24 protein-coding genes are annotated in these 24,651 nt (G+C 62.5%); 3 read left to right on the top strand and 21 right to left on the bottom strand.

Annotation, left to right across the window (positions count from 1 at the left end):
* Window positions 1-31: 31 nt before the first annotated feature.
* Window positions 32-778 (bottom strand): hypothetical protein, encoded by a 747-nt coding sequence (locus tag JOD78_RS01635; RefSeq protein WP_209569045.1) that lies wholly within the window; start codon window positions 776-778, stop codon window positions 32-34.
* A 371-nt stretch (window positions 779-1,149) separates the two neighbouring features.
* Here JOD78_RS01635 and JOD78_RS01630 point away from each other — a divergent pair, with 371 nt between their 5' ends.
* Window positions 1,150-1,839: a response regulator transcription factor gene (locus JOD78_RS01630; protein ID WP_039788247.1), complete on the top strand. Its 690-nt coding sequence runs from the start codon at window positions 1,150-1,152 to the stop codon at window positions 1,837-1,839.
* Window position 1,840: 1 nt separating this feature from the next.
* Window positions 1,841-3,265, top strand: a complete 1,425-nt coding sequence (locus JOD78_RS01625; protein ID WP_039788249.1) for an ATP-binding protein — start codon at window positions 1,841-1,843, stop codon at window positions 3,263-3,265.
* A 107-nt stretch (window positions 3,266-3,372) separates the two neighbouring features.
* Here the strand turns inward: JOD78_RS01625 and JOD78_RS01620 are convergent, their stop codons facing one another.
* The 5 genes from JOD78_RS01620 to JOD78_RS01600 form a co-directional block, all read right to left on the bottom strand.
* Entirely contained in the window at window positions 3,373-4,593 is a 1,221-nt protein-coding gene (locus JOD78_RS01620; protein ID WP_227022629.1) for a serine hydrolase domain-containing protein, read from the bottom strand.
* A gap of 69 nt (window positions 4,594-4,662) precedes the next feature.
* Entirely contained in the window at window positions 4,663-5,574 is a 912-nt protein-coding gene (locus JOD78_RS01615) for a stomatin-like protein (RefSeq protein ID WP_034336986.1), read from the bottom strand.
* Between the two features lie 45 nt (window positions 5,575-5,619).
* Window positions 5,620-6,054, bottom strand: coding sequence for an NfeD family protein (locus tag JOD78_RS01610; protein ID WP_121040012.1), 435 nt, complete (start codon window positions 6,052-6,054; stop codon window positions 5,620-5,622).
* Window positions 6,055-6,191: 137 nt separating this feature from the next.
* A complete protein-coding gene (gene ppsA / locus JOD78_RS01605) occupies window positions 6,192-8,546 on the bottom strand; it encodes a phosphoenolpyruvate synthase (RefSeq protein ID WP_240733890.1) in 2,355 nt (784 codons plus the stop codon).
* Window positions 8,547-8,556: 10 nt separating this feature from the next.
* A complete protein-coding gene (locus JOD78_RS01600; RefSeq protein WP_245201942.1) occupies window positions 8,557-8,844 on the bottom strand; it encodes a hypothetical protein in 288 nt (95 codons plus the stop codon).
* Between the two features lie 67 nt (window positions 8,845-8,911).
* On the opposite strand from JOD78_RS01600, the gene JOD78_RS01595 reads away from it, so the two are divergent.
* Window positions 8,912-9,766 carry a pyruvate, water dikinase regulatory protein gene (locus tag JOD78_RS01595; protein WP_039788257.1) on the top strand — a complete coding sequence of 285 codons (855 nt, stop codon included), beginning with the start codon at window positions 8,912-8,914 and terminating at the stop codon, window positions 9,764-9,766.
* On the opposite strand, the gene JOD78_RS01590 is transcribed toward JOD78_RS01595, so the two are convergent.
* From JOD78_RS01590 to pyrH, 15 genes are all read right to left on the bottom strand, one after another.
* On the bottom strand, window positions 9,747-10,241 hold the full coding sequence (locus JOD78_RS01590) for a DUF6314 family protein (RefSeq protein WP_121040006.1): 495 nt from the start codon (window positions 10,239-10,241) through the stop codon (window positions 9,747-9,749). The two genes, JOD78_RS01595 and JOD78_RS01590, sit on opposite strands and share 20 nt — an antisense overlap.
* Before the next feature lie 14 nt (window positions 10,242-10,255).
* A complete protein-coding gene (locus tag JOD78_RS01585; RefSeq protein WP_134135304.1) occupies window positions 10,256-11,047 on the bottom strand; it encodes an RNA methyltransferase in 792 nt (263 codons plus the stop codon).
* 11 nt (window positions 11,048-11,058) lie between these two features.
* Window positions 11,059-11,691 carry a ribonuclease HII gene (gene rnhB / locus JOD78_RS01580; protein ID WP_121040000.1) on the bottom strand — a complete coding sequence of 211 codons (633 nt, stop codon included), beginning with the start codon at window positions 11,689-11,691 and terminating at the stop codon, window positions 11,059-11,061.
* Between the two features lie 59 nt (window positions 11,692-11,750).
* On the bottom strand, window positions 11,751-12,926 hold the full coding sequence (gene lpxB / locus JOD78_RS01575) for a lipid-A-disaccharide synthase (protein ID WP_134135302.1): 1,176 nt from the start codon (window positions 12,924-12,926) through the stop codon (window positions 11,751-11,753).
* Entirely contained in the window at window positions 12,910-13,698 is a 789-nt protein-coding gene (gene lpxA, locus JOD78_RS01570) for an acyl-ACP--UDP-N-acetylglucosamine O-acyltransferase (RefSeq protein ID WP_034332590.1), read from the bottom strand. Before lpxA ends, lpxB begins: the two co-directional genes overlap by 17 nt.
* Before the next feature lie 135 nt (window positions 13,699-13,833).
* Window positions 13,834-14,298 carry a 3-hydroxyacyl-ACP dehydratase FabZ gene (fabZ, locus tag JOD78_RS01565; protein ID WP_006462531.1) on the bottom strand — a complete coding sequence of 155 codons (465 nt, stop codon included), beginning with the start codon at window positions 14,296-14,298 and terminating at the stop codon, window positions 13,834-13,836.
* Window positions 14,291-15,379, bottom strand: a complete 1,089-nt coding sequence (gene lpxD / locus JOD78_RS01560; protein WP_209569049.1) for a UDP-3-O-(3-hydroxymyristoyl)glucosamine N-acyltransferase — start codon at window positions 15,377-15,379, stop codon at window positions 14,291-14,293. The genes fabZ and lpxD overlap by 8 nt, the downstream gene beginning before the upstream one ends.
* A 128-nt stretch (window positions 15,380-15,507) precedes the next feature.
* Window positions 15,508-16,017 (bottom strand): OmpH family outer membrane protein, encoded by a 510-nt coding sequence (locus JOD78_RS01555; protein ID WP_227022628.1) that lies wholly within the window; start codon window positions 16,015-16,017, stop codon window positions 15,508-15,510.
* 45 nt (window positions 16,018-16,062) lie between these two features.
* Window positions 16,063-18,444, bottom strand: coding sequence for an outer membrane protein assembly factor BamA (gene bamA / locus JOD78_RS01550; protein ID WP_134135298.1), 2,382 nt, complete (start codon window positions 18,442-18,444; stop codon window positions 16,063-16,065).
* Window positions 18,445-18,637: 193 nt separating this feature from the next.
* The gene (rseP, locus tag JOD78_RS01545; RefSeq protein ID WP_134135297.1) at window positions 18,638-20,011 is read right to left on the bottom strand and encodes an RIP metalloprotease RseP; all 1,374 of its coding nucleotides are present in this window, start codon (window positions 20,009-20,011) and stop codon (window positions 18,638-18,640) included.
* Window positions 20,008-21,180: a 1-deoxy-D-xylulose-5-phosphate reductoisomerase gene (gene ispC, locus JOD78_RS01540; protein ID WP_209569051.1), complete on the bottom strand. Its 1,173-nt coding sequence runs from the start codon at window positions 21,178-21,180 to the stop codon at window positions 20,008-20,010. The genes rseP and ispC overlap by 4 nt, the downstream gene beginning before the upstream one ends.
* A 26-nt stretch (window positions 21,181-21,206) precedes the next feature.
* Window positions 21,207-22,034, bottom strand: a complete 828-nt coding sequence (locus JOD78_RS01535) for a phosphatidate cytidylyltransferase (RefSeq protein WP_039788277.1) — start codon at window positions 22,032-22,034, stop codon at window positions 21,207-21,209.
* The gene (gene uppS / locus JOD78_RS01530) at window positions 22,034-22,792 is read right to left on the bottom strand and encodes a polyprenyl diphosphate synthase (RefSeq protein WP_083859609.1); all 759 of its coding nucleotides are present in this window, start codon (window positions 22,790-22,792) and stop codon (window positions 22,034-22,036) included. Before uppS ends, JOD78_RS01535 begins: the two co-directional genes overlap by 1 nt.
* A 193-nt stretch (window positions 22,793-22,985) precedes the next feature.
* Window positions 22,986-23,546, bottom strand: a complete 561-nt coding sequence (frr, locus tag JOD78_RS01525; protein WP_034332968.1) for a ribosome recycling factor — start codon at window positions 23,544-23,546, stop codon at window positions 22,986-22,988.
* 116 nt (window positions 23,547-23,662) lie between these two features.
* Window positions 23,663-24,379 (bottom strand): UMP kinase, encoded by a 717-nt coding sequence (pyrH, locus tag JOD78_RS01520; RefSeq protein ID WP_006462540.1) that lies wholly within the window; start codon window positions 24,377-24,379, stop codon window positions 23,663-23,665.
* Window positions 24,380-24,651 lie beyond the last annotated feature (272 nt).

Genomic DNA, 24,651 nt, shown 5'->3' with positions numbered 1-24,651 from the left:
ATGGCTGCCGGCCCGGGCACGGCCCTTCCCGTCACGCCGTGGTATCGATCAGGTTGCCGGTGGTCTTGCCTGCGGCCAGCTTGCTCTGCAGGCTTTGCAGGAAGCTCGAGAGCGAGGTCGTGGATGACGACGCGCCCAAGGAACTGAGGAGGTTGCTGAACGCACTTTCCAGCGAGGAGACGGTGCCGTCTCCTGAGCCTGCATCAGTGCCGCCGCTGCTGCCGGAGAGGCTGGAAATGAGGCTCTGGAGATCCGCCTCCAGCCCTCCTCCCGGTGGCGGCGGACGGCCGCCCGGTGTGTAGGCGCGTGCGGTGGTATCAGTACTGGTTGAACTGGTGGTACTGCTCGTGCTGCTCGTGCTGCTGGTATCGCTGGTGGCCGATACGCTGCTGGTGCTGCTGTCCGAGGAAGACGTGGAGCTGGCCGGGGGCGGTCCCGGCGGCGGATTGTTCTGGCCCTTCAGAGCCGCCATCAATTCCTGCAGGAAGGCATCGAGCTTGGAATCGACGTTGGCCGACGAGATGCTGCTGCTGGAGGAAGTGGTGGTCGCCGACGTGACCGAAGTGGCGCTGGTGGCCGAGCTGTCGAGATCGACGCCCAGCGCGGACAGGATATCCTTGAGCGCCCCGATGAGGCCCCCGCCCTTGTCACCACGCGGCGGCGGCGGTGGCGGCGCATCCATGCGCGGCGTGGCGCTGGTCGAAAAACCGCTGGTTCCGGACAACGCCGACAGATCGGCAAGACTGAAATTGCTGGACGACACGCTGCTGATGGCCATGACGGACTCCTTTTATTGTGCGCGATGCCCCGTGCATCGCTCCCTTGTACATGCCAAAAGTATCGGTCATCAAGACGTGTTAAGTTGATGCCTGCTGCGTAAAGCCGAGTAAAGTCTTGTTAAGCGCGCTCGTCCGGCCTCAGCGCCCCAGCCAGGCCCGGTGCGGGTTGCCGTCAGGCACTGATGAATGGAAAGCAAGAAAAATGCGAGTTCTCGCACTTTGACAGGCGGCGGCCGGCCGCGGTAAATGAATGTAAAGATGCAATTGTAAAGAAGGCCTGAAACACTTCTGCAAAACCTTTTACGGCATATTACGGGCTGCCGACGCCCTGCGGCCTGAAGGCAGGGCAATTCGAGAATGGAATGCAGCAATGTCTAAAGTGCTTTTGATCGACGATGACGTGGAGCTCGTCGAGATGCTCAAGGAATACCTGGAGCAGGAAAAATTCGAAGTCAACGTCGCCCATGACGGCGAAGCCGGTGCCGCCGAGGCGCTCACCGGCCAGTACGCCATCGCCGTGCTGGACGTGATGATGCCGCGCCTGAACGGTGTCGACACCCTGCGCCGCATCCGCGCCAAGAGCAACATGCCGGTCGTGATGCTGACCGCCAAGGGCGATGACACCGACCGCATCATCGGTCTGGAACTCGGTGCCGACGACTACGTCCCCAAGCCCTGCACGCCGCGCGAGATCGCTGCCCGCATCCGTGCCATCCTGCGTCGCGCCTCGGCCGAAAGCAGCGAGCAGGCGCCCTATTCGCCGCTGGCCGTGGGGGCCCTGTCGATGTGGCCGGAACAGCGCCGTGCCACCTGGAACGGCCGTCCGCTGGAACTGACCAGCAGCGAATTCAACCTGCTTGAAGTGCTGGCCCGCAATGCCGGCAAGCCGGTCAGCAAGCAGACCCTGTCGGAGCAAGGCCTGGGCCGTCCGCTGGCGCGCTTCGACCGCAACATCGACGTCCACCTCTCCAGCATCCGCCAGAAGATCGCCGCGCTGGGCAGCGACAAGAGCTGCATCCAGACCGTCTACCGCCTGGGCTACCAGTTCATCAAGGAATAAAGTGGGCCGGCTTTTCTGGAAGTTCTTCTTCTTCATTGCGATCGCCCAGATCACCGCCACCTTCGGCGTGGGCGTGCTGTTCTGGATCGAGAACCTGGAACGCAGCAACCGCAATTCGGAGATCGACCTCAGTCCACCGGCCTCCTTCATGATCCGCGCGGCCGCCGCCACCCTGCAGTTCGGCGGCCCGGAAGCCTTGCGCAGCCTGATCAACGAGGGGCGCCCGCATCGCCTGCAGCTGTATGCCGTGGATGAAGACAACCAGGACCTGATGGGCCGCGAAGTCTCGCCGCATCTGGTGGAACAGGCGCGCCGCGTGCTGGCCACCGAACGCGATCGCCGGGTGGTGGAACTGGTCAAGGCCGCCAATGGCCACAGCTACCTGATGTTCATTCCCACGCCCAACGACGAGTTCGGCCCGCCCCCGGGCGGCATGCCGGGCCGCGAGCCGCGTTACATGAAGGACAGGGGCGGACCCAAGCCGCTGTTCTTCCCGACCATGCCGATTGCCGTGGCGCTGGTGGCCAGTCTGGTGTTTGCGTTGCTGCTGGCCTGGTATTTCTCGCATCCGATCCGGCACCTCAAGAATGCCTTCAACCAGGCCGCCAACGGCAATCTGGACCAGGCGCTGGAACCGGTCATGAGCGCGCGCAACGATGAACTGGCCGACCTGGGACGCGACTTCGACGCCATGACGGCCAAGTTGCGTACCCTGATGGAAAGCCAGCGCCGCCTGTTGCACGATGTCTCGCACGAGCTGCGCTCGCCGATTGCGCGCCTGCAGATGGCCATCGGCCTGGCACGCGTGCAGGACAAGGACAAGCTGGAACTGACCCTGGAACGCATCGAACGCGAAAGCGTGCGCATGGACAAGCTGGTGGGCGAATTGCTGACCTTGTCGCGGCTGGAAGCCAACGTGCCCGGTTCGATGGAAGAAGCTATCGCCATCCAGGCCATGCTGGCCGACATGACCAATGACGCCAGCTTCGAGGCCGAGGCGCTGGGCAAGCGGGTGGAAAGCCGCATCGATTGCCGGGTGCAGGTCAAGGGCAATCCGGAATTGCTCTATCGCGCCATCGAGAACGTGCTGCGCAATGCCATCAAGCACACGGCACCCGAGACGGCCGTGCAATTCGTGGCCGAGATCGACGAGGTCAACAAGCTGCTGCACCTGTCCATCCTGGATCGCGGACCGGGTGTACCGGAAGAAGAAATGGACAGCATCTTCGAGCTGTTCTTCCGCAGCAGCCGCACCAAGAGCAACAGCGCCGGCCACGGACTGGGGCTCTCGATTGCACGGCGCATCGTCGAAGCGCACCAGGGCTTCATCCGCGCCGCCAATCGCAGCGACGGTGGCTTGCGGGTGGACATCACCCTGCCCTTCATGGCCGATGAGCCGGCACGCGGAGACACTGCCGAGATCTGAGCGCCGCCTCGCGGGCGACAAGCACGATATGAACGATATTCACCAAGACCAAGCCCCGTCCGGTTTCACGCCGGGCGGGGCTTTTCAATGGGCGTTTGCTGTATGAATTATTGTGCAGCAGAAGGCACCGCGGCCGGATTGACGATGGCATTCATCAACCCGCGCTGCACCGCCACCTGGAAGGCCTGCAACTCGCTCACGCCCTGCTCGGGTGGATAAGGAATCGGCAGGCGGTTCATCAGCACTGCCCAGGTCCAGCCATCGGCGCGCGATTGCAGGTAGGCGTACGTACCGGTGGTGAGGGCGCCGCTGTGGGAGAGGATCTCCACCCCATTGCTGCGGGTCACCACCCAGCCCAGGCCATAGTTGTTCTCGGCCTGTGCGGGATTGCGCTGCTTCATCAGTGCCAGCGTCTGCGGTTGCAGCAACGCAGCAACGCCCCGTCCCTGCGTCGCATCGGCAAAGCGTACCAGGTCGGCCGCCGTGGCGATCCAGCCCGCAGTGGCATCCATGGCCTTGAAATGCAGGGCCGAATAGGATTCCGGACCGGTGGCGCCACTGCCATCGCGATCGGCCACAGCGGGCCAGCGTGGATCGTCGTAGTAGACGGTCTCGTTGGCGGCGCGCTCGATGCGGCGGTCACCGGCGATGGCGGCGTCCTCCACCGCAGCGGGCTTGAAGACCAGTGCCTGCAACGCCTCTTCATAAGACATGCCGGACTTCTGCTCCACCAGGCGTCCCAGGACGTTGTAGGCAAAATTGCTGTAGAAATACTCCGTCCCAGGCGCTGCATCCAGCAGGCGCTGCTTGAGCACGTAGGCGATCACGTCGCGCGCCGAGGCCGGTGCGGCTACCTGGCGCGCCTTGGCGATGTTGACCAGGTCGTATTGCGGATCGTAATCGCTGCCACCCCAGCCGCTGGTGTGCTGCAACAGCTCGCGCAAGGTGATCTTCAGGACACGCTGGTCCAGGGGCTGGGCAAAGTCAGGATAGGCGGCGTCCGGCAGCAATCCTTCCGGACCGAACACGGGACGATCCAGGACCTGCGGCAGCTCCTTCTCGAACAGCTTCAGCACCGCCACCGCCGTGACCGGCTTGGAGACGCTGCCGATCCGAAAACGCGTCAGCGGCGTGACCGGCGTATTCGATTCGGTCACCGCCATGCCGTAGCCACGCTGGTAAACCAGCTTGCCTTGATAGGCGATGGCGATGCTGGCACCGGGCACGGGATATTGACCGAGCAATTGCGTCATCTGCTGGTCGACGCGTTCGGCCACGGCGGCCATGTCGGGGCTTTCCTGCGCCAGCACGGAAACGGAAGCGAGCATCAGGCCCGCCGCCATCAGTGCAGCCAGCGGTTTGCATGCAAAAACGGACGTGAAACGTGAATGCATGGCTTACTTCTGCTGCTTGACGACTTGCAGGGCCGAGGCGATCAGCCCGCTCATGTCCGCCAGGTTGGCCGGCACGATGATGGAGTTATTGGTCTTGGCCAGCTTGCCGAAGGCATCCACGTACTGCTCGGCGACCTTCAGGTTGACCGCATCCGAACCACCCGGCTGCTCGATGGCGGCGGCGGTCTTGCGGATCGCCTCGGCACTGGCTTCGGCGATGGCGAGGATGGCCGCAGCCTGGCCCTCGGCACGGTTGATGGAGGCCTGCTTCTCGCCTTCGGAACGGGCAATCGCGGCTTCGCGCTCACCGGTGGCGATGTTGATCTGTTCCTGCTTGCGACCCTCGGAGGCAGCGATCAGGGCGCGCTTTTCGCGTTCGGCGGTGATCTGGGCCTGCATGGCGTGCAGGATTTCCTTGGGCGGGGTCAGGTCCTTGATTTCATAGCGCAGCACCTTCACGCCCCAGTTCTCGGCCGATTCATCGATGGCGCTGACGATGGCGGTGTTGATGTGGTCGCGTTCCTCGAAGGTCTTGTCCAGTTCCATCTTGCCGATCACCGAGCGCAGCGTGGTCTGCGCCAGCTGGGTGATCGCCGCGATGTAGTTGGAGGAGCCGTAGGACGCGCGCATCGGGTCGGTGATCTGGAAATACAGGATGCCGTCGACCTGCAATTGCGTGTTGTCCTTGGTAATGCAGACCTGGGGCGGCACGTCCAGCGGGATTTCCTTGAGGATGTGCTTGTAGGCCACGCGGTCGATGAAGGGCACCACGATGTTCAGGCCAGGGGCCAGCGTGGCGTGGTATTTGCCCAGGCGCTCGACCACCCAGGCATGCTGCTGCGGGACCACCTTGACCGTCTGCACGACGAAGACAATGGCAAGGAAGAAGATGACCAGAGTGACGCTACCCAGCATGAAATTCTCCTGAAAACGAGAGGGGGGAAGAAGTGAAGACGCCGATCAACGCGGCGCAACCAGCAAGCGGCTGCCACGGATTTCACGGATGACGAAGCTGCCGGGACTGGCATGATGGCCGGGCAGCAGCTCGACATCCCACTGCGCACCGCGATAAGGTACGCGCGCCATGAACTGGTTGCCGTGCACCTGCCAGGCCGGGACCTCGACGCTCTGGCCGATATCGAGCAAGAGATTGGGATCGTCGTTGGCGCTGCTGCGCCGCAGCCGGCCATACGGGCTGCGGCGCAGACCGAGCACCGCCGCCACGCCGACCACGGCGGCCACCAGCAACTGCCATTCCAGCATCAAGCCGCACCAGGCGGCGACCGCACCGGCCACCAGTCCCAGCGCGATCATGAGCAGGTAAAAGGTGCCTGTGAAGAGTTCTGCACCCAGCAGCGCGCCGGCCAGCACCAGCCAGATAGCCCAGTCGGTCATTGTTGATTCCCCGTGAATGAAACTGCAAACAGCGCAAGTCTACCGCAGCTTGAGAACCTAAAAATAAAGGCGCGGACATTTCTGCCCGCGCCTTTCACTTCTTTCGAAGTTGGTCGTGAGTGACGCTTAAAGCTTCATCACTTCTTGGCCAGCTGCTGCCAGGTGTCGATGACGGTATCGGGATTCAGCGAGATGGACTCGATGCCCTGCTCCATCAGCCATTCGGCGAAGTCCGGATGGTCCGAAGGACCCTGGCCGCAGATACCGACGTACTTGCCCTTTTCGCGGCAGGTAGCGATGACCTTGGTCAGCAAGGCCTGCACGGCCGGATCGCGCTCGTCGAAGTCGGCGGCCAGCAGTTCCATGCCGGAATCGCGGTCCAGGCCCAGGGTCAGCTGGGTCAGGTCGTTGGAACCGATGGAGAAGCCGTCGAAGTGTTCCAGGAACTGCTCAGCCAGGATGGCATTGGACGGGACTTCGCACATCATGATGACGCGCAGGCCGTTCTCGCCACGCTTCAGGCCATACTTGCCCAGCAGACCAATGACCTTCTCGGCCTGGCCCAGGGTACGCACGAAGGGCACCATTACCTCGACGTTGGTCAGGCCCATGTCTTCACGCACGCGCTTCATGGCCTGGCATTCCATCTGGAAGGCTTCGGCGAAGTCGTGGGCCAGGTAACGCGCGGCACCACGGAAGCCCAGCATCGGGTTTTCTTCGTCCGGCTCGTAGCGCGAACCGCCGATCAGCTTCTTGTACTCGTTGGACTTGAAGTCCGACAGGCGCACGATCACCGGCTTGGGCCAGAAGGCCGCAGCGATGGTGGCGATGCCTTCAGCCAGCTTGTCGACGTAGAAGGCCTTGGGCGAGGCATGGCCACGGGCGACCGATTCGACGGCCTTCTTCAGGTCGGCGTCGATGTTCGGATATTCCAGAATGGCCTTGGGGTGCACGCCGATGTTGTTGTTGATGATGAATTCCAGACGCGCCAGGCCGACACCGCCGTTGGGGATCGACTGGAAGTCGAAAGCCAGCTGCGGGTTGCCCACGTTCATCATCACCTTCAGCGGGATCGGCGGCAGTTCGCCACGGGCCACTTCGGTCACTTCGGTTTCCAGCAGGCCATCATAGATCTTGCCTTCGTCGCCTTCGGCGCAGGAGACCGTCACCAGGGTGCCATCCTTGAGCACTTCGGTGGCGTCGCCGCAGCCGACCACGGCCGGCACGCCCAACTCACGGGCGATGATGGCGGCGTGACAGGTACGGCCACCACGGTTGGTGACGATGGCCGAGGCACGCTTCATGACCGGTTCCCAGTTGGGGTCGGTCATGTCAGCCACCAGCACGTCGCCGGGTTGCACGCGTTCCATTTCAGCCGGATCGCTGATGACGCGCACCGGACCGGCACCAATCTTCTGGCCGATGGCACGGCCGGTAGCCAGCACGGTGCCCGAGCTCTTGAGCTTGAAGCGCTGTTGCGCATCGGTCGCCTTCTGCTGCGACTTCACCGTTTCCGGACGGGCCTGCAGGATGTAGAGCTTGCCGTCGCGGCCGTCCTTGCCCCATTCGATGTCCATCGGACGCTGGTAGTGCTTCTCGATGATGGTGGCGTACTTGGCCAGTTCCACCACTTCGGCGTCGGTCAGGGAATAGCGGTTGCGCAGTTCCACCGGCACATCCACGGTCTTGACCGAACGGCCGGCCTTGGCTTCGCCGGTGAATTCCATCTTGATCAGCTTGGAACCCAGGTTGCGGCGGATCACCGGCTGCTTGCCCAGTTCCAGCATGGGCTTGTGGACGTAGTATTCGTCGGGGTTCACGGCACCCTGCACCACGGTCTCACCCAGGCCATAGCTGGAGGTGATGAAGACCACATCCTTGAAGCCGGATTCGGTATCGATGGTGAACATCACGCCCGCCGCGCCCACGTCCGAACGGACCATGCGCTGCACGCCGGCCGACAGGGCCACCTCCGCGTGGGTAAAGCCCTTGTGGACGCGATAGGAGATCGCGCGGTCGTTGTAGAGCGAGGCGAAGACGTGCTTCATCGCTTCGAGCACGTTGTCGATGCCGACCACGTTCAGGAAGGTTTCCTGCTGGCCGGCGAAGGACGCGTCAGGCAGGTCTTCTGCGGTGGCGGAGGAACGCACGGCGAAGGACATCTCGGCGGTCGAATCGGCCACCAGCTTGTCGTAGAAGGCACGGATTTCCTGGTCCAGGCGGGGCTGGAACGGGGTCTCGATGATCCATTGACGGATCTCGGCACCGGCTTGCGCCAGCGAACGCACGTCGTCGATGTCCAGGCCTTCGAGGCGCTGGGCAATGCGGGCGGCCAGGGTCGGGCCGCCATCGGCGCTGTGCTCCAGGAAATCACGGAAAGCTTGCGCAGTCGTGGCGAAACCGCCCGGCACGCGTACACCCGCGCCGGCCAGCTGGGAAATCATTTCTCCCAGCGATGCGTTTTTGCCACCGACGGACTCGACGTCCGTCATGCGAAGAGTTTCAAAGGAGGCTACGTATACCGCCCCCTGGGTGTTTACTGCGTTGGACATGACAACCCCTAGCTTGATGATAAGAAATCTTCGCGGGCGCGGCATGGGTCGGTTTATTTTTGTTATTCTGCGACGGTTGCGGCAGCAGGTGCGGCTTCGAGGACCAGCCCAAGGACAGCATCAGGCGCGCAGCCACACCGACGACGTTTGCCATTGCAAACATCATCAGGAATTCAGGCAAATTGCGCAGCGACATGACGGTCATCAAGATGGGCTTCTCGAAATTGTTGCCAAGCATTGTACCGCGTGAAATCATTTTTGTTCGTAGCACCCAATACTTTTTCTATTTTCCAAAAGACAACTAAATGCTCGACCCCATGCCGATCCCGCACCCTTCCCCCGTCGTGGCCGCCAACCGCACCGTGTTCTTCGTCTCCGACGGTACCGGGATCACTGCGGAGACCTTCGGGCATTCGGTGCTGAGCCAGTTCGAGCTGCGTTTCAAGCAGATCCGCCTGCCCTTCATCGATACCCTGGAAAAGGCCCACGACGCCACCCGCAAGATCAATGAAGCCTATGCGGTGGATGGCAAGCTGCCCATCGTCTTCTCCACTCTGGTGAAATCGGAACTGTCCTCGGTGATCCGGCGCGCCAAGGCCATGCACATGGACCTGTTCCAGACCTTCGTGGAGCCGCTGGAGCAGGAACTGGAGATGAAGTCCACCCACACCATCGGCCGCAGCCACAACACCACCGATTCCGAGGAATATCGCAACCGCATCGAGGCCATCAATTTCTCACTGGCACACGATGACGGCCAGTCCAACAAGAACCTGTCGGAAGCCGACGTGATCCTGGTGGGCGTGTCGCGCTCGGGCAAGACCCCGACCAGCCTGTACCTGGCCATGCAGTTCGGGATCAAGTGCGCCAACTATCCGCTGATCCCGGAAGACTTCGAACGCGAAAAGCTGCCCAGCGGGCTGGTGCTGCACAAGAAGAAGATCTTCGGCCTGACCATCGCCGCCGAACGCCTCTCGGAAGTGCGCAATGAACGCCGTCCCGGCAGCAAGTACGCCGCGCTGGAAAATTGCCGCTATGAAATCAATGAGGCCGAGAAGATGATGCGCCGCGAAGGGATACGCTGGATGTCGTCGACCACCAAGTCCATCGAGGAAATCGCCGCCACCATCCTGCAGGAGATCAAGCTGGAGACGCGCTGACCGACTGTCGGCGTGAAAATTCAGTGCGCACGCGGGTGCGCTTCTTCGGGCCGTTGATGGTGGTTTCCATGGTGAAGGAGTCTTCACCATGGGCTGTATAAACCGCGGTATAGCAGTCCGGGCCGCACAGGTGATCGGCGGCCGGTATCAGTTCCTGTCCACGCAACAGATAGTCCTGATAAGGCTGGCCGACACGCTCGCCGTCAGCGAACAGCACGCAGAGGCGGTCCGGGCCGAAGCGATAGTCAAAGACGCGGGAAAACGGAATCAACCTGCCGGGCGCGCTGGTCATGCGCAACTGGCCCTGCTCGCGGTAGACCAACTGGCCCGGCGTCTCGCCTCTAGTGAAACTTAGTTCACCTGACGCCGTAGCTTGAGGGCTTTCGCTGCCTTCCCAGATAGTGCGGCTGAAGATCCATTCCCCGAGGAAGTAATCGGCCATGGCGGCCAGATCGGCGGGGACAAAGGCAGCCATGATGCGCTCCACCCTCAGCGCCCGACGGTACGCTGGCGCAGTTGTTCGAACAGGCAGACCGCCGCTGCCGCCGCCACGTTGAGCGATTCCATCTCGCCCAAGTGCGGGATCACCACTTCATGGGTGGCCGCATCCTGCAAGGCCGGCGACACGCCCTGCCCTTCATGCCCCAGCAGCCAGGCCAGCGGACCGGAGAGGTCGCAATCGTAAATGGTCTGGGCCGCGTGCGAGCTGGTAGCCAGCAAGGGGATGCGGCTGGCGGCGCACAGGGCGACCAGGTCGGCATTCTCGAAGATGTCCAGCACGAAATGCGCGCCCATGCCGGCCCGCAGCACCTTGGGCGACCAGGCCGCTGCGGTGCCGGGTGAACAGAACACCTGCTTCACGCCTGCCGCAGCGGCGCTGCGCAGAATGGAGCCGAGATTGCCCGGATCCTGCAGACCATCGAGGAGCACCGCCGATTCCTTCAATTGCGCCGGGGCCACCGGCTCGGGCGTGCTCACCAGCAACAGCAAGCCCACGCCGTTCTCCACGGTACTGATGGCGTCATACAGCTTGTCAGCCAGCACTAGGCATTGCGCGTGCAAAGCTTCACATTGCGCCAGGATGGGCGCTACTTCCGGGTGATACTGGGCGCTCTCGGCCACCACGCACACCTGCGGCGCGCCGCGATGCTGCAGCCACGCCTGCGCCAGATGCACGCCATCCAGCAGGCTCTGGCCGGCGCGGCGGCGGGCCTGGCTGCTGGTGGCCAGTTGCTTCAAATCCTTGAAGACCGGGTTGTCCTTGGAAGTGATCAGTTTCATGCCTGTCTCGCTCACGCCATCACCACCGTCTGGCCGGACAGCAAGGCCCTGACCGGCGCATAGGAGCGCCGATGCACCGGCGAGACGCCATGCAGGCGCAGCATCTCCAGGTGCAGCGGGGTCGGATAGCCCTTGTGGCGGTCGAAACCGTAGTGTGGATAGGTGTCATGCAAGACCAGCAGCGCCGCATCGCGCGCGGTCTTGGCGAGGATGGAGGCGGCCGAGATGGCCGGCACCTTGTCGTCGCCCTTGACGATGGCTTCGGAGCGGATGCTCATGACCGGGCAGCGGTTGCCATCGATCAGGGCCAGCGTGGGCAGCGTGGAGAGTGCCTCCACCGCGCGGCGCATGGCCAGCATGCTGGCGTGCAGGATGTTGAGCTCGTCGATCTCCTGCTCGTTGCAGGAGGCAATGGCCCAGGCCAGCGCCGATTCCTTGATCTCCAGCGCCAGGCTGTCGCGCGCGGCTTCGGAAAGCTTCTTGGAGTCGCGCAGGCCCTTGACCGGACGCGCCGGATCGAGGATCACGGCGGCTGCGAACACCGGACCCGCCAGCGGACCACGGCCGGCCTCATCGACGCCGCAGATGATCTCGCCGGTATAGTCGTCAAACAAAGCCAGGGTCTGGGGGGCCGCCTTGGGCATAGCAATTTCCTTCATCAAACTCTCACACGGATCGCCGCAGCGATCCTTCTTTCGGCCCGTCAACGACGACGCGCGCCAATGACTTCACAGACCGCATTGGCGCTCTCCCGGCTGGTATCGCGCAGCAGGGAGTGGTGCATGTCGGCAAAGCGCCGCACCAGCCGCTGCTGGTGCGCATGGTCTTCCAGCTGGTGCCACATGGCATCGGCCAGGGCCTGGGGCGTGGCCTGGTGCTGCAGCAGTTCCGGCACCAGGAAGTCGCGCGCCAGGATATTGGGCAGGCCCACCCAGGGCTGGTAAGCCATGTGCCGCATGATCTGGTACGAGGCCCAGTTGACCTTGTAGGAGATCACCATCGGCTTCTTGTACAAGGCCACTTCCAGCGAGGCCGTGCCCGAGGCCACCAGCACCGCATCGGAGGCTTCCATCGCACTGTGCGACTGGCCACGGATGACGCTGATGCCAAGATCGTCATATCCGCCCTGGCGAATCTGCTCTTCAAAAAAGGCCATCTGCCGGTCACCCGCCATGGGCGTGATGAACTGCAATTGGGGGTCGCGCTGCCGCAACAGCCGTGCCGCAGCAAGAAAACCTTCGCCATTCTGCTTCAGTTCGCTCATGCGGCTGCCCGGCAGAATGGCCACCACCCTGCCCGGCCCGGTCAGTCCGAGGCGCTGGCGTGCGCCGGCGGTATCCGGTTGCAGCGGGATCACCTCGGCCAGCGGATGTCCTACGTAAGTCACCGGAACGCCCGCCTGCCGGTACAGGTTTTCCTCGAAGGGAAAGATCACCAGCATGTGCGACACCGCACGCTGGATCTTCTTGATGCGCCAGCCGCGCCAGGCCCAGATCTGCGGGCCGATGAAGTGGATGGTCGGGATGCCGGCCTTCTTGAGCTGTTCTTCCAGACCCAGGTTGAAGCCGGGATAGTCCACACCCACGAAAACATCCGGCCGGTCCGCCAGCAGCTTGTCACGCAGCGACTCCTGGATGCCCTTGATCTCGCGGTAGCGCGGAATCACCTCGAACAGGCCACGCACCGTCAGCTTGTCCATCGGCCAGTCGCTGGTAAAGCCGTGCGCCATCATGTGCTCGCCACCAATACCGTGCAGGCGCACTTCCGGCAGACGCTCGCGCACGCCGGCCAACAGGCGGCTGCCCAGCAGGTCGCCCGAGCTTTCGCCGGCCACCAGTGCGATCGACTGGCGGCGCGTGATGTCAGCGGATGATGCCACGGGCCGAAGCCTCGATGAACTCGCGCAGCAGGCGGATGTGCTCGGCGCTGTGGGCCGACTTGGCTTCCATGTCCGCCAGTTGCTGCTTGGCTTCTTCCAGCGGCAGGCCGGCGCGGTAGATCAGCTTGTAGGCGCGCTTGATCTCCATGATCTGCTCGCTGGTGAAGCCACGGCGCTTCAAGCCCTCGCTGTTGATGCCGGCCGGAACGGCACGGTTGCCGGCCGCCGTCACGAAGGGCGGCACGTCCTGGCTCACGGCCGCCGTAAAGGCCGTCATGGCATGGGCGCCGATATGGCAGAACTGGTGCACGGTGGTGAAACCGCCCAGGAACACGTGGTCGCCCAGGTGCACGTGGCCGGCCAGCGTGGCATTGTTGGCCAGGATGATGTGGCTGCCCAGCTGGCAGTCGTGCGCCAGGTGGACGTAGGCCATGATCCAGTTGTCATTGCCGATGCGGGTTGCGCCGCCATCCTGCACGGTACCCCGGTTGAAGGTGACGAATTCGCGGATGGTGTTGCGGTCGCCGATCTCCATGGTGGTGGGTTCGCCGGCGTACTTCTTGTCCTGCGGTGCGGCGCCAATGGAGGCGAACTGGAAAATCTCGTTGTCACGGCCAATGGTGGTGTGGCCTTCGATCACCACGTGGGGACCGATGCGCGTGCCCGCGCCGATGCGCACGTCAGGACCGATGACGGCATAGGCGCCGATCTCGACCGATTCGTCGATCTGCGCTCCGGGGGCAATCACTGCGCTGGGATGGATCTTGGACATGTCCTGTGCTTCGATGGGTTCACTTGTTGCACATCTTGCAATGAAGCAATCTGCACAATGAATCAGGCCCGGCGCGATCTTGCCGATCACCGCCGGGCCTGGCTTGATGCGTCAAGCCTGCAGGCAGGCCTGGGGTCAGGCGCTCTGGCTGGCGTCGGCGGCGCTGCGCATGGTGCACATCAGGTCGCCTTCCACAGCCACCTGGCCGTCCACGGTGGCCACGGCACGGTATTTCCAGATGCCACGGGCACGGCGGGTGATTTCCACTTCCATCTTGAGCTGATCGCCCGGTTCCACCGGACGCTTGAAGCGGGCATTGTCGATGCCGACGAAGTAGACCACGGTGTTCTCGTCGGGCTTGCGGCCTTCGGTCAGGAAGGACAGCAGCGCAGCGGTCTGGGCCAGCGCCTCGATCATCAGCACGCCCGGCATCACCGGCTTGTGCGGGAAGTGGCCGTTGAAGAATTCTTCATTCACGGTCACGTTCTTGATCGCGGTGATGGTCTTGCCGCTCTCCCAGTTCAGCACGCGATCAACCAGCAGCAGCGGATAACGGTGCGGCAGGTACTGTTTGATTTGATTGATGTCGAGGCTATTCATTCTCTTCTTGATTCTCTGAAAGCGGGGCTTGGCCTGCTTGTTCTTGTGTCAACGTTTTAAGCGATTTTTCCAACGCCCGGATTTTCTCACGCATCGTGCCCAGATTGCGCACCAATGCAGCTGATTTTTCCCAGTCGCGGTGTTCGGTGATGGGATAGAAGCCGGTGTATTGCCCTGGCTCAAGGATGGAACGCAGGGCCAGCGTACCGGCCGAGACGTGCACCTTGTCCTCGATGGTGATGTGGCCATGGATCATGGCCGCGCCGCCGATGGAGCAGTATTTGCCGATTTTCGCGCTGCCGGCGATGCCGGCACAGGCGGCAATGGCAGTATGGGCGCCGATATGGCAGTTGTGGGCGATCTGGATCTGGTTGTCGAGCTTGACGCCCTCCTCGATCACGGTATCGGCCAAGGCACCGCGGTCGATGGTGGTATTGGCGCCGATTTCGACGTCATCGCCGATCATGACACGGCCAACTTGCGGAATTTTGATCCATTGCCCGGCTTCGTTGGCGAAACCGAAGCCATCGGCCCCGATCACCGCACCCGAATGGACGATGCCGCGCGCCCCGATCTCGCAGGCGTGATGCAGGGTGGCACGGGCGTGGAAATGGGTGTCGTCACCGACCTTGGCGTGGTGGCCGATGAAGCTGCCGGCGTCGATACGGGCGCGGGCACCGATGACGGCACCGGCTTCGATCACCACCAGCGGGCCGATCACCGCATCCGCCGCGACCTGGGCCGATGGATCGACCACGGCGCTGGCATGGATGCCGGCAGGCGCGCGCACTTCGGCCTCAGCCTGAAACAGCTGGGCCGCGCGGGCGAAATAGGCGTAAGGATTGCGGGTGACGATGCGGGCACCGGCATAGCCCTGCACCTGGGCGTCGTCCGTCTCGGACAGGATCAGCGCCGCCGCCTGGGTCTGGTCGGCTTGCGCACGGAACTTGGGATTGGAAAGGAAAGTGATGTGGCTGGCACCGGCGGCATCCAGCGGCGCGATGCCATCGACCGCGATGGTCGCATCACCCTTCAGCTGACCGCCCAAGCGCTCGACCAGTTGCTGCAGTCGAATACTCATCTTGGCTTTTCCGAATGGTAGGCGTTGCTTGGCTTACGGTAGAACAAAGGCCGCCCTGAAGGCAGCCCCTGAAGCGACATGCGGGCGCAGGACGTTGCCGCCCGGCGCCCGCATGGTGAAGGCGGCAATTACTTGGCCAGTTCCTTCAGGACCTTGTCGGTAATGTCGATGCGCTTGGAAGCGTAGACGGCTTCCTGGAAGACGATGTCGTACTTCTCGGCTTCGGCGATCTGGCGGATCACCTTGTTGGTGCGTTCCAGGACCACGGCCAGTTCCTCGTTGCGGCGCTGGTTCAGGTCTTCGCGGAATTCACGCTGCTTGCGCTGGAATTCCTTGTCCAGGTCGGACAGGTCACGCTGGCGCTTGGCGCGGTCGGAATCCGACAGCACGGCAGCATCCTTGTCCAGCTTGTCGGACTGGGCCTTCAGACGCGCAGCCATGTCTTGCAGGTCACGGTCACGCTTGGCGAACTCGGCTTCCAGCTTGGTTTGTGCGGCCTTGGCAGGCGCCGCTTCGCGGAAGATGCGCTCGGTGCTCACGAAGGCGATTTTCGAGCTTTCCTGCGCGTGGGCGGGGGCAAAGCTCAACAGGCAGGCAGCCATCACGATGGTCTGCAGGGACAGGAACGATTTGGTCATGAACTTCAAGATTACTCTCCGTATTACGAATCAATGATGACCGCTTTAGAAGCCGGTACCCAGTTGGAACTGGAAGGTTTGAGACTTGTCACCCGCCTTCAGGTTCAATGGCTTGCCGAAGCTCAGCTTCAGCGGACCGATCGGCGACACCCAGCTGATACCGACACCGGCCGAATAGCGCAGGTCGTTGAGCTTGATGTTTTCGCCGTCGGCGAAGACGTTGCCGCCGTCAAAGAAGGTGAACCAGCGCAGCGTGCGGTCCTGGCCCGAACCCGGGAACGGGAACTGCAATTCGGCATTGCCGTACAGACGCGAAGCGCCGCCCATGGAGTCACCGTACTGGTCCTTCAGGCTACCCAGCGAGGAGGCTTCATAGCCGCGCACGGTGCCGATACCGCCGGCATAGTAGTTCTTGAACACCGGGTACGGCTTGCTGCCCAGGCCGCGGCCGTAGTCGACTTCGCCATTCAGCGCCAGGGTCACGGCCTTGCTGAAGAACGGCTGGAAATACTGCTGCTGGTAGCTGGCACGGTAGTACTTCAGGGTGCCCACATAGGAGACCTCGAAGTTGGCGCGCTGATAGCGGCCGGTGGTCGGCACCAGGGCCGAGTCACGGCCGTCACGCTGCCATGCCACGGTCAGCGGGATGCTGGTGGTACGGGCGCTGCCGATACCGCAAGTCGCGGTCGACGACACGTCAGTTACGTTACAACCGGAACCGCCCACGCCGCCGAAGTCACGCACGTACTGGCGATACAGCGTCGGGCTGGTGTTGTCGGTGCTGACGTTGGTGTTTTCCACGCCAATACCGAAGAACACGCGGTCCAGTTCCGAGAACGGCACACCGAACTTGATGCTGCCGCCCAGCGTCTTGACGCGGTAGTCACCGGTCGTATAGACCGACGGACGAATCGTGCGCAGATAGATTTCATAGGTGCGGCTGATGCCGTCATCCGTGAAATACGGATTGGTGGTCGACAGCGAGATCGTGCGATAGCGCGAGCTGGTGTTGATGTCGATACCGACGGTGTTGCCGCTGCCGAAGGCGTTTTCCTGCGAGATCGAGCCGGTCAGGCTCAGCTTGTCGGACTGCGAGAAGCCGGCACCGACCATGATGTTGCCGGTCGGCTTTTCCTCGACCTTCATGTTCACATCGACCTGGTCGCTGGTGCCCGGCACTTCAGGCGTATCCACGGTCACTTCCTTGAAGTAGCCCAGACGGTCGACGCGATCGCGCGAAAGCTTGATCTTCTCGCCGTCGTACCAGGAATCCTCGAACTGGCGGAATTCGCGGCGGATCACTTCATCGCGGGTCTTGGTGTTGCCGGCGATGTTGACGTGACGCACGTAGACGCGCTTGCCCGGGTCGACCATGATGGTGAAGGCAACTTCCTTCTTCTCGCGGTCCACATTGGGGTTGGCGTTGACGTTGGCGAAGGCGTAACCGAAGTTGCCCAGGCGTTCACCGATCTTCTTGGTGCTGTCGGTCAGCTTGGCGCCGGAATAGACGTCGCCCTTCTTCAGCTGCACCAGCTTGGCCAGTTCCGGCTCCATGCCGAACATCTCGCCTTCCAGCTTGATGTCGGAGACGGTGTACTTCTCGCCTTCCTTGATGTTGACGGTGATGTAGATGTCTTTCTTGTCGGGCGTGATCGACACCTGAGTCGATTCGACCTGCATCTCCAGATAGCCGCGGTCCAGGTAATAGGAACGCAGGGTCTCGATGTCACCCTGCAGTTTTTCCTTGGAATACTGGTCAGCCTTGGTGTACCAAGTGAACCAGCCCGGGGTGGTCAGCTTGATCTGGTCGCGCAGGGTGCTGTCGGAGAACACCTTGTTGCCGACGAAGTTGATCTGCTTGATGCGCGAAACTTCACCTTCATCCACGGCGAAGGTAATGGCGACGCGATTGCGTTCGACCGGCGTGACGGTGGTCGACACCTTGGCACCATACAGGCCGCGCGACAGGTACTGACGCTTCAGTTCCTGCTCGGCGCGATCGACCTGCGAGCGGTCGAAGATGCGCGACTCGGCGACACCGATTTCCTTCAGGGCCTTGGTCAGTTGCTCCTTGTCGAATTCCTTGATGCCGGAGAAGTCGACGCTGGCAATGGCCGGGCGTTCGACCACCTGCACCACCAGCACGTCGCCTTCGGCTTCGATGCGCACGTCACGGAAGAATCCGGTGGCGTACAACGCCTTGATGGCGGCGGTGGCCTTTTCATCGTTGAAGGTATCGCCCACGCGCACCGGCAGGTAGCTGAAGACGGTGCCGGCTTCGGTACGCTGGATGCCTTCGACGCGGATGTCCTTGACCACGAACGGCGTGATGGCCATGGCCTGGCTGGAGCACAGGGCAAAGGCGGCAGCGGCAATCAGGCGACGGGAGAGAGTCGGAATGGGATGTTGCGCAGGGTGTAATTTCATCTATCGTTCATCAACAGTTTTTCGCTGCGGCACTGCCTGACATGATGCTGGTAAGCAATTGAAAACGGATTCCTGATCCATTGCCAATTGCTTAACAACTGCCATCGGGGTTGGCCGGCAAATGTAAAAAATCCGGTCTTTCTGGCCGCTCCGCCGATCTTGCTCGCTCGACGGGGCCGGCATCAGGCCGGATTCATCCTTGGAACATCAGTCGCACGATATCGTTGAAAGCGGCAACGAGCATCAGCGCCATCAGTAATCCCAGGCCGGCGCGCTGCGCGATTTCCCCAAACCGCTCGGAAACGGGCCGCCCTGTCAAAATCTCCAGCGCATAATACAGCAAATGACCGCCGTCTAAAACCGGGATTGGCAACAGATTCATCACTCCCAGGCTGATACTGATGAAGGCCAGGAAGCTGAGGTAGCTCACCAGGCCCACGCGGGCGGTCTGTCCGGCATAGTCGGCGATGGTGATGGGGCCGGTAATGTTCTTCAGCGAGACCTGCCCGATGATCATCTTGCCGATCATCTTGATGGTCATCACGCTGGTATCCCAGGTGCGCTGCGCGCCCTTGGCCACGGCCGTCAACGGGCCATCGCTGACGGTGGCCATCTCCGGTGCCAGCGGCACTTCGACCTTGATGCGGCCGATGCGCTTGCCGCTTTCACCCTCTTCCACCGACTCCGGCGTGACGCGCATCTCGATCGGCGCAGTGCCGCGCATGCCCTGCAGCAGCAGAGGCTTGCCGGCGGATTCGCGCACTTTTTCCACGAAGGCCAGGCCATCCTGGACCGGCACGCCATCGATGGCGGTGATGCGGTCGCCGCTCTCCAGGCCTGCCATCTTGGCCGGACCCTCCATGATCTTGCCCAGCACGGCAGGTGGACGTGCCAGCGACAGGCCGAGCTTGCCGAGGAAGTCGCCTTCCAGCTCATTGCTGTCGATGCCACCCAGACGCAGCGTGACCGAGTTGAGCAGCTTGCCGCTGCCATTGGGATTGGGACGTTCGACGTCGATGCGGGCATCGGCCTTTTCCAGCACCAGTTGCATCAGTTTCCAGCGTACTTCGGACCAGACCTGCACCGGCGCGCCATTGATGGCCGTGATGCGGTCACCGGCGCGCAAGCCGGCCTGGTAGGCGGCCGACTGCGCGGTCGCTGCACGCAGCACGGGCACCGGCTCCGGCACGCCGTGCATGTAGAGACCAGCAAAGAGGAGAATGGCCAGCAGGAAATTGGCGATCGGCCCGGCCGCCACGATGGCGATGCGACGCCAGACGGATTGGCGCGTGAATTCGCGCTTGAGATCGGCTTCCGGAATGTCTTCCAGCGGCTGTTCGCGCGCGTCCAGCATCTTCACATAGCCGCCCAAGGGCAGCACCGACAACGCCCATTCGGTCTGGTCGCGGCCGAAGCGGCGCGACCAGATCACCCGACCCATGCCGACCGAGAAGCGCAATACCTTCACACCGCACCAGCGCGCCACCAGGTAATGCCCCAGCTCGTGGACTACCACCAGGGTGCCCAGGGCAACGAAGAAAGCGATCAGGGTATGCAGCAGGTTCATCGTGAAATCAGGGCCTCGGCGTGGTCACGCGCCTGCCGGTCCTGCTCCAGCAGCGCCGTGATGTCATCGGCTTGCCGGTTGGGGATGGCGGACATGACCTCTTGGATCAGGGGGGCGATCTTCCCGAAGCCGATGCGGCCATCGAGGAAGGCTTGCACGGCGACTTCGTTGGCGGCGTTGAGGATCGCCGCCAGCGTACCGCCGGCCCGCAGCGCATCATACGCCAGTTTCAGGCAGGGGAAGCGCTGATAGTCAGGCGGCAAGAAGGACAATTGCGCGATCTGCGCCAGATCCAGCGCTGCCACGCCCGAGGCGATACGCTCCGGATAGGCCAGCGCATTGGCAATGGGCGTGCGCATGTCGGGGTTGCCCAACTGCGCCAGCACAGAGCCATCGGCATACGAGACCATGGAATGAATCACGCTCTGCGGGTGGATCACCACCTCGATCTTGTCCGCCGGCGCGCCGAAGAGCCAGTGCGCTTCGATCACTTCCAGACCCTTGTTCATCATGGTGGCGGAATCCACCGAGATCTTGCGCCCCATCACCCACTTGGGATGGGCCACGGCTTCTTCCACGGTGACTTGATCAAGCGTATTCACATCCCGATGGAGGAAGGGACCGCCAGAGGCCGTCAGGACGATTTTCTCGACACCATGCGCCGTCATCGAACGGGTGTAACCGGCGGGCAGGCACTGGAAGATGGCATTGTGTTCGCTATCGATGGGCAGCAGGCTGGCACCATGTGCCTGCACCGCATCCATCAGCAGCTGGCCGGAGATCACCAAGGCTTCCTTGTTGGCCAGCAGGATCTTCTTGCCGGCACGTGCGGCGGCCAGCGTGGAGGCCAGTCCTGCGGCACCGACGATGGCCGCCATGACCATGTCGCAGCCGTCGGCGGACGCGATGTCGCACAAGGCTTGCGGACCGTAGGCCACTTCGGTGGACAGCCCGGCTGCGCGCAACAAGGTTTGCAACTGCGCGGCCGCTTCGGCGGAACCGACCACGGCCACTTGCGGACGGAAGCGCTGGCATTGCTCGGCCAGTTCAGCAACACGGGAATGGGCGCTCAGCGCAAAGACGCGATAGCGGTCGGGATGGCGGGCCACCACGTCCAGCGTGGACACGCCGATGGAACCGGTGGCACCGAGAATGCTGATGGACTGCATGGAATTTCCAGAAGGAAAGCGGCGGCTCAGGCAGCCGCCAGCCAGAGATCGACCAGCGCTGCCAGCGGCAGCACCGGGATGAGCGCATCGATGCGGTCGAGCACGCCGCCGTGGCCGGGCAGCAGGTTGCTGCTGTCCTTCATGCCGGCGCGGCGCTTCAGTTGCGACTCGAACAGGTCACCGACCACGCTGGCCACCACCATGAGGCTGAGCACGCCGACAAAGCCGCCCCAGCCCCAGCGATTGAACAGGTGATACTGGAAGGTCTCGCCACCACTCATGGACATGGCCACTGCCGCCGAAATCACCAGCACCGCCAGCCAGCCGCCGATGGCCCCCTCCCAGGACTTGCCCGGGGAAATGGTGGGAGCCAGCTTGTGGCGTCCGAAGCCCTTGCCAGAGAAATAGGCACCAATGTCAGCCACCCACACCACGGCCATCACCGACAGCAGATACAGCGGCGAATGCTGGAACAGGTCCACGATGGCAACGAAGCAGCCGAGGATGGACAGCATGTAAGTGCCGTTGAGCAGCCGATTGCCGAAAGCTTCGATCCGAGGCAGGCCGAGGCCAAGCGCGGGCACGAAGCGCAAGGCCCACAACAGCACGCAGAGCACATACAGGGCGCGCACGCTGGGCAAGCCGGAGAAGAACAGGATGACGCTGAAGACCAGCGTCCACACGGCAGCCCACAAGGTGGGACGCGGGCTCTTGAAGAGACGGAAGCATTCCCACGAACCGGCGGCGAAGAACACCAGCACCGCCATGGCAAAGGCCGGGAAATAACCGAAATACAGGATGGGCAACAGGATTGCCAGCAGGATCAACGCCGTGATGACACGCGTCTTGAGCATCAGGAAGCCTTTTTCTGGTCCAGTACCTGGGCACTGGTGCGCCCGAAGCGGCGCTCGCGTTGTTGGTAGGAGCCGATCGCCTGATCCAGCGCCTTGTCGTCGAAATCGGGCCAGAAGGTTTCGGTGAAGTACAGCTCGCTGTACGCCAGCTGCCACAACAGGAAATTGGAGATGCGCTGTTCACCGCCGGTACGGATGAACAAATCGGGCTCGGGGGCATACGCCATGGCCAGATACGGGGCCAGTTCTTCTTCGGTGTAGTCGGTCGCGCCCGGCTTGTCCTTGACCATTTTGGAAACGGCCTGCATGACATCCCAGCGCCCGCCATAGTTGGCGCAGACGGTCAGCGTCAGGCGACTGTTGCCGGCGGTCTGTGCCTCGGCCTTGGCCGCCATCTCCTGCAATTTCGGATCGAAGCGGCTCATGTCGCCGACGATGCGCAGGCGGATGCCATTGTTGGCCATCTTGCCGACTTCACGCTCCAGCACCGTCATGAACAGACGCATCAGCACCGACACTTCGTCGGCAGGGCGACGCCAGTTTTCGGAACTGAAGGCAAACAGGGTAAGGAATTCAATACCGCGCTCGGCGCAGGCCTCGACAATGGAGCGCACTGCATCCACGCCCTTGGCATGCCCCGCCACACGCGGCAGGAAACGTTTGGTCGCCCAACGACCGTTGCCGTCCATGATGATGGCAACATGGCGCGGAACCGCGGAAGTCTCCGGAACCGCCAGAGTTGAGCTTTGATGCTTCATGTAAATGATTTATTACTTTTCCGTGCGCCGGATGGTGAAGCGCAACATGGTAACGGGCACGCGCCGCTTTGACAAACCGGCCAGCCTCCTCCCCCCATTGCCGCTCTCACTTCCCGCCTGCACTTTTGCTGTCTTGGACTTGTTCGTGCAGCGCGGCCGCCATGGCAGCCGCGCGTGAGACCTGCAGGACGGCTTACACCGTCATCACTTCCTTTTCCTTGTCGGTGACCATCTTGTCGATGTCAGCCACGAACTTGTCGGTCAGCTTCTGGATCTCGTCCTGGCCGCGGCGCTCTTCATCTTCCGAGGCGATCTTGTCCTTGACCAGCTTCTTCAGGCCTTCATTGCCTTCGCGGCGGATGTTGCGCACGGCGATCTTGGCATCTTCGGCTTCACTCTTGACCAGCTTGACCATTTCCTTGCGGCGCTCTTCGGTCAGCGCAGGCATCGGCACACGGATCAGGTCGCCGTGGGTGGCCGGGTTCAGGCCCAGGTCGGCTTCACGGATGGCCTTCTCGATGACGGCGGCCATCTTCTTCTCGAACGGCTGCACACCGATGGTGCGCGCATCGATCAGGGTCAGGTTGGCGACTTGCGACAGGCCTGTCGGCGAACCATAGTATTCAACCATGACCTGGTCCAGCAGGCCGGTGTGGGCGCGGCCGGTACGGACCTTGGCCAGGTTGGCCTTCAGGGTTTCGATGGACTTGGCCATCTTCTGCTCGGTATTTTTCTTGACGTCAGCGACACTCATGCTGCTCTCCTAACTTTGGTGCAATAACTTGGCTTGTCTTGATGGCAAATGCCTGAAAGACGGGCATTGTAAACGGGAATCCCGGCCTGCGGCCGGTTTCTGCACTGCAATATCGATCAGACGTGGACCAGGGTGCCTTCATCGTCACCCATGACCACGCTCTTGAGCGCGCCCGGCTTGACGATGGAAAACACCTTGATCGGCAGCTTCTGGTCGCGGCACAGCGCAAAGGCGGTGGCATCCATCACCTGCAGGTGCTTGGCGATGGCTTCGTCGAAGGAGATCGACTGGTAGCGAGTGGCGGCCGGGTCCTTCTTGGGGTCGGCGGTGTAGACACCGTCGACCTTGGTGGCCTTCAGCACGATCTGGGCACCGATTTCCGAGCCACGCAGGGCGGCGGCGGTATCGGTGGTGAAGAAGGGGTTGCCGGTACCGGCGGCGAACACCACGATCTTGCCTTCTTCCAGGTATTGCAGCGCCTTGGGGCGCACATAGGGCTCGACCACCTGCTCGATGCCGATGGCCGACATCACGCGGGCCGTCAGGCCGGCCTGGCGCATGGCGTCAGCCAGGGCCAGCGAGTTCATGACGGTGGCCAGCATGCCCATGTAGTCGGCGGTTGCACGATCCATGCCCTGGGCGCCCGGCGCGACGCCGCGGAAGATGTTGCCGCCACCGATCACGATGGCCAGTTCCACGCCCAGTTTGCTGATTTCTGCTACATCCGCGACCATGCGTTCGATGGTCGCGCGATTGATACCGTAGGCGTCGTCGCCCATCAGTGCTTCGCCGGAGAGTTTGAGGAGTACGCGCTTGTAGGCTGGTGTTGTCATTGCAGGGCTCCGTGTTCTGTCCGAGGTTGAATTACGTATTGACGCGCCGGCACTCGCTGTCACCCGACGAAATGGCGCTTTTTCGTCATCAGGGGCAGGTCCGAACGCATGAGGGGATGTACTGCTGCGCCCTATTCTGTCTTGCCGTGTGCTGCCAGTATTGCTTTAGCTACCCATATTGCCGTTGCCAGGCGGCCTGCCCTGCGCGTCATCATTCATCCGACGGACGACCCTGACTGTAGACGCGGGCGACTCCGAAAGTTCCCGGAATC

This window comes from Herbaspirillum sp. 1130 (genome assembly GCF_017833835.1).
In the GTDB taxonomy this organism is placed as follows: Bacteria; Pseudomonadota; Gammaproteobacteria; order Burkholderiales; family Burkholderiaceae_D; genus Herbaspirillum; species Herbaspirillum huttiense.
The sequence above is the reverse complement of the archived record's forward strand: the minus strand, read 5'-3'. Positions and strand labels throughout refer to the sequence as shown.

Excerpts from the sequence above, each read along its gene's own strand:
- JOD78_RS01595 (WP_039788257.1), top strand. The coding sequence starts at position 8,912 with ATGCTCGACCCCATGCCGATCCCGCACCCTTCCCCCGTCGTGGCCGCC.
- JOD78_RS01610 (WP_121040012.1), bottom strand. The coding sequence starts at position 6,054 with ATGACCGACTGGGCTATCTGGCTGGTGCTGGCCGGCGCGCTGCTGGGT.
- lpxA (WP_034332590.1), bottom strand. The coding sequence starts at position 13,698 with ATGTCCAAGATCCATCCCAGCGCAGTGATTGCCCCCGGAGCGCAGATC.
- JOD78_RS01620 (WP_227022629.1), bottom strand. The coding sequence starts at position 4,593 with ATGCTCGCTTCCGTTTCCGTGCTGGCGCAGGAAAGCCCCGACATGGCC.
- fabZ (WP_006462531.1), bottom strand. The coding sequence starts at position 14,298 with ATGAATAGCCTCGACATCAATCAAATCAAACAGTACCTGCCGCACCGT.
- pyrH (WP_006462540.1), bottom strand. The coding sequence starts at position 24,379 with ATGACAACACCAGCCTACAAGCGCGTACTCCTCAAACTCTCCGGCGAA.
- JOD78_RS01590 (WP_121040006.1), bottom strand. The coding sequence starts at position 10,241 with ATGGCTGCCTTTGTCCCCGCCGATCTGGCCGCCATGGCCGATTACTTC.
- ppsA (WP_240733890.1), bottom strand. The coding sequence starts at position 8,546 with ATGACGGACGTCGAGTCCGTCGGTGGCAAAAACGCATCGCTGGGAGAA.
- JOD78_RS01630 (WP_039788247.1), top strand. The coding sequence starts at position 1,150 with ATGTCTAAAGTGCTTTTGATCGACGATGACGTGGAGCTCGTCGAGATG.
- uppS (WP_083859609.1), bottom strand. The coding sequence starts at position 22,792 with ATGAAGCATCAAAGCTCAACTCTGGCGGTTCCGGAGACTTCCGCGGTT.
- rnhB (WP_121040000.1), bottom strand. The coding sequence starts at position 11,691 with ATGCCCAAGGCGGCCCCCCAGACCCTGGCTTTGTTTGACGACTATACC.
- ispC (WP_209569051.1), bottom strand. The coding sequence starts at position 21,180 with ATGCAGTCCATCAGCATTCTCGGTGCCACCGGTTCCATCGGCGTGTCC.
- JOD78_RS01600 (WP_245201942.1), bottom strand. The coding sequence starts at position 8,844 with ATGCTTGGCAACAATTTCGAGAAGCCCATCTTGATGACCGTCATGTCG.
- JOD78_RS01535 (WP_039788277.1), bottom strand. The coding sequence starts at position 22,034 with ATGCTCAAGACGCGTGTCATCACGGCGTTGATCCTGCTGGCAATCCTG.
- JOD78_RS01555 (WP_227022628.1), bottom strand. The coding sequence starts at position 16,017 with ATGACCAAATCGTTCCTGTCCCTGCAGACCATCGTGATGGCTGCCTGC.
- JOD78_RS01615 (WP_034336986.1), bottom strand. The coding sequence starts at position 5,574 with ATGCTGGGTAGCGTCACTCTGGTCATCTTCTTCCTTGCCATTGTCTTC.
- JOD78_RS01635 (WP_209569045.1), bottom strand. The coding sequence starts at position 778 with ATGGCCATCAGCAGCGTGTCGTCCAGCAATTTCAGTCTTGCCGATCTG.
- frr (WP_034332968.1), bottom strand. The coding sequence starts at position 23,546 with ATGAGTGTCGCTGACGTCAAGAAAAATACCGAGCAGAAGATGGCCAAG.
- lpxD (WP_209569049.1), bottom strand. The coding sequence starts at position 15,379 with ATGAGTATTCGACTGCAGCAACTGGTCGAGCGCTTGGGCGGTCAGCTG.
- bamA (WP_134135298.1), bottom strand. The coding sequence starts at position 18,444 with ATGAAATTACACCCTGCGCAACATCCCATTCCGACTCTCTCCCGTCGC.
- rseP (WP_134135297.1), bottom strand. The coding sequence starts at position 20,011 with ATGAACCTGCTGCATACCCTGATCGCTTTCTTCGTTGCCCTGGGCACC.
- JOD78_RS01585 (WP_134135304.1), bottom strand. The coding sequence starts at position 11,047 with ATGAAACTGATCACTTCCAAGGACAACCCGGTCTTCAAGGATTTGAAG.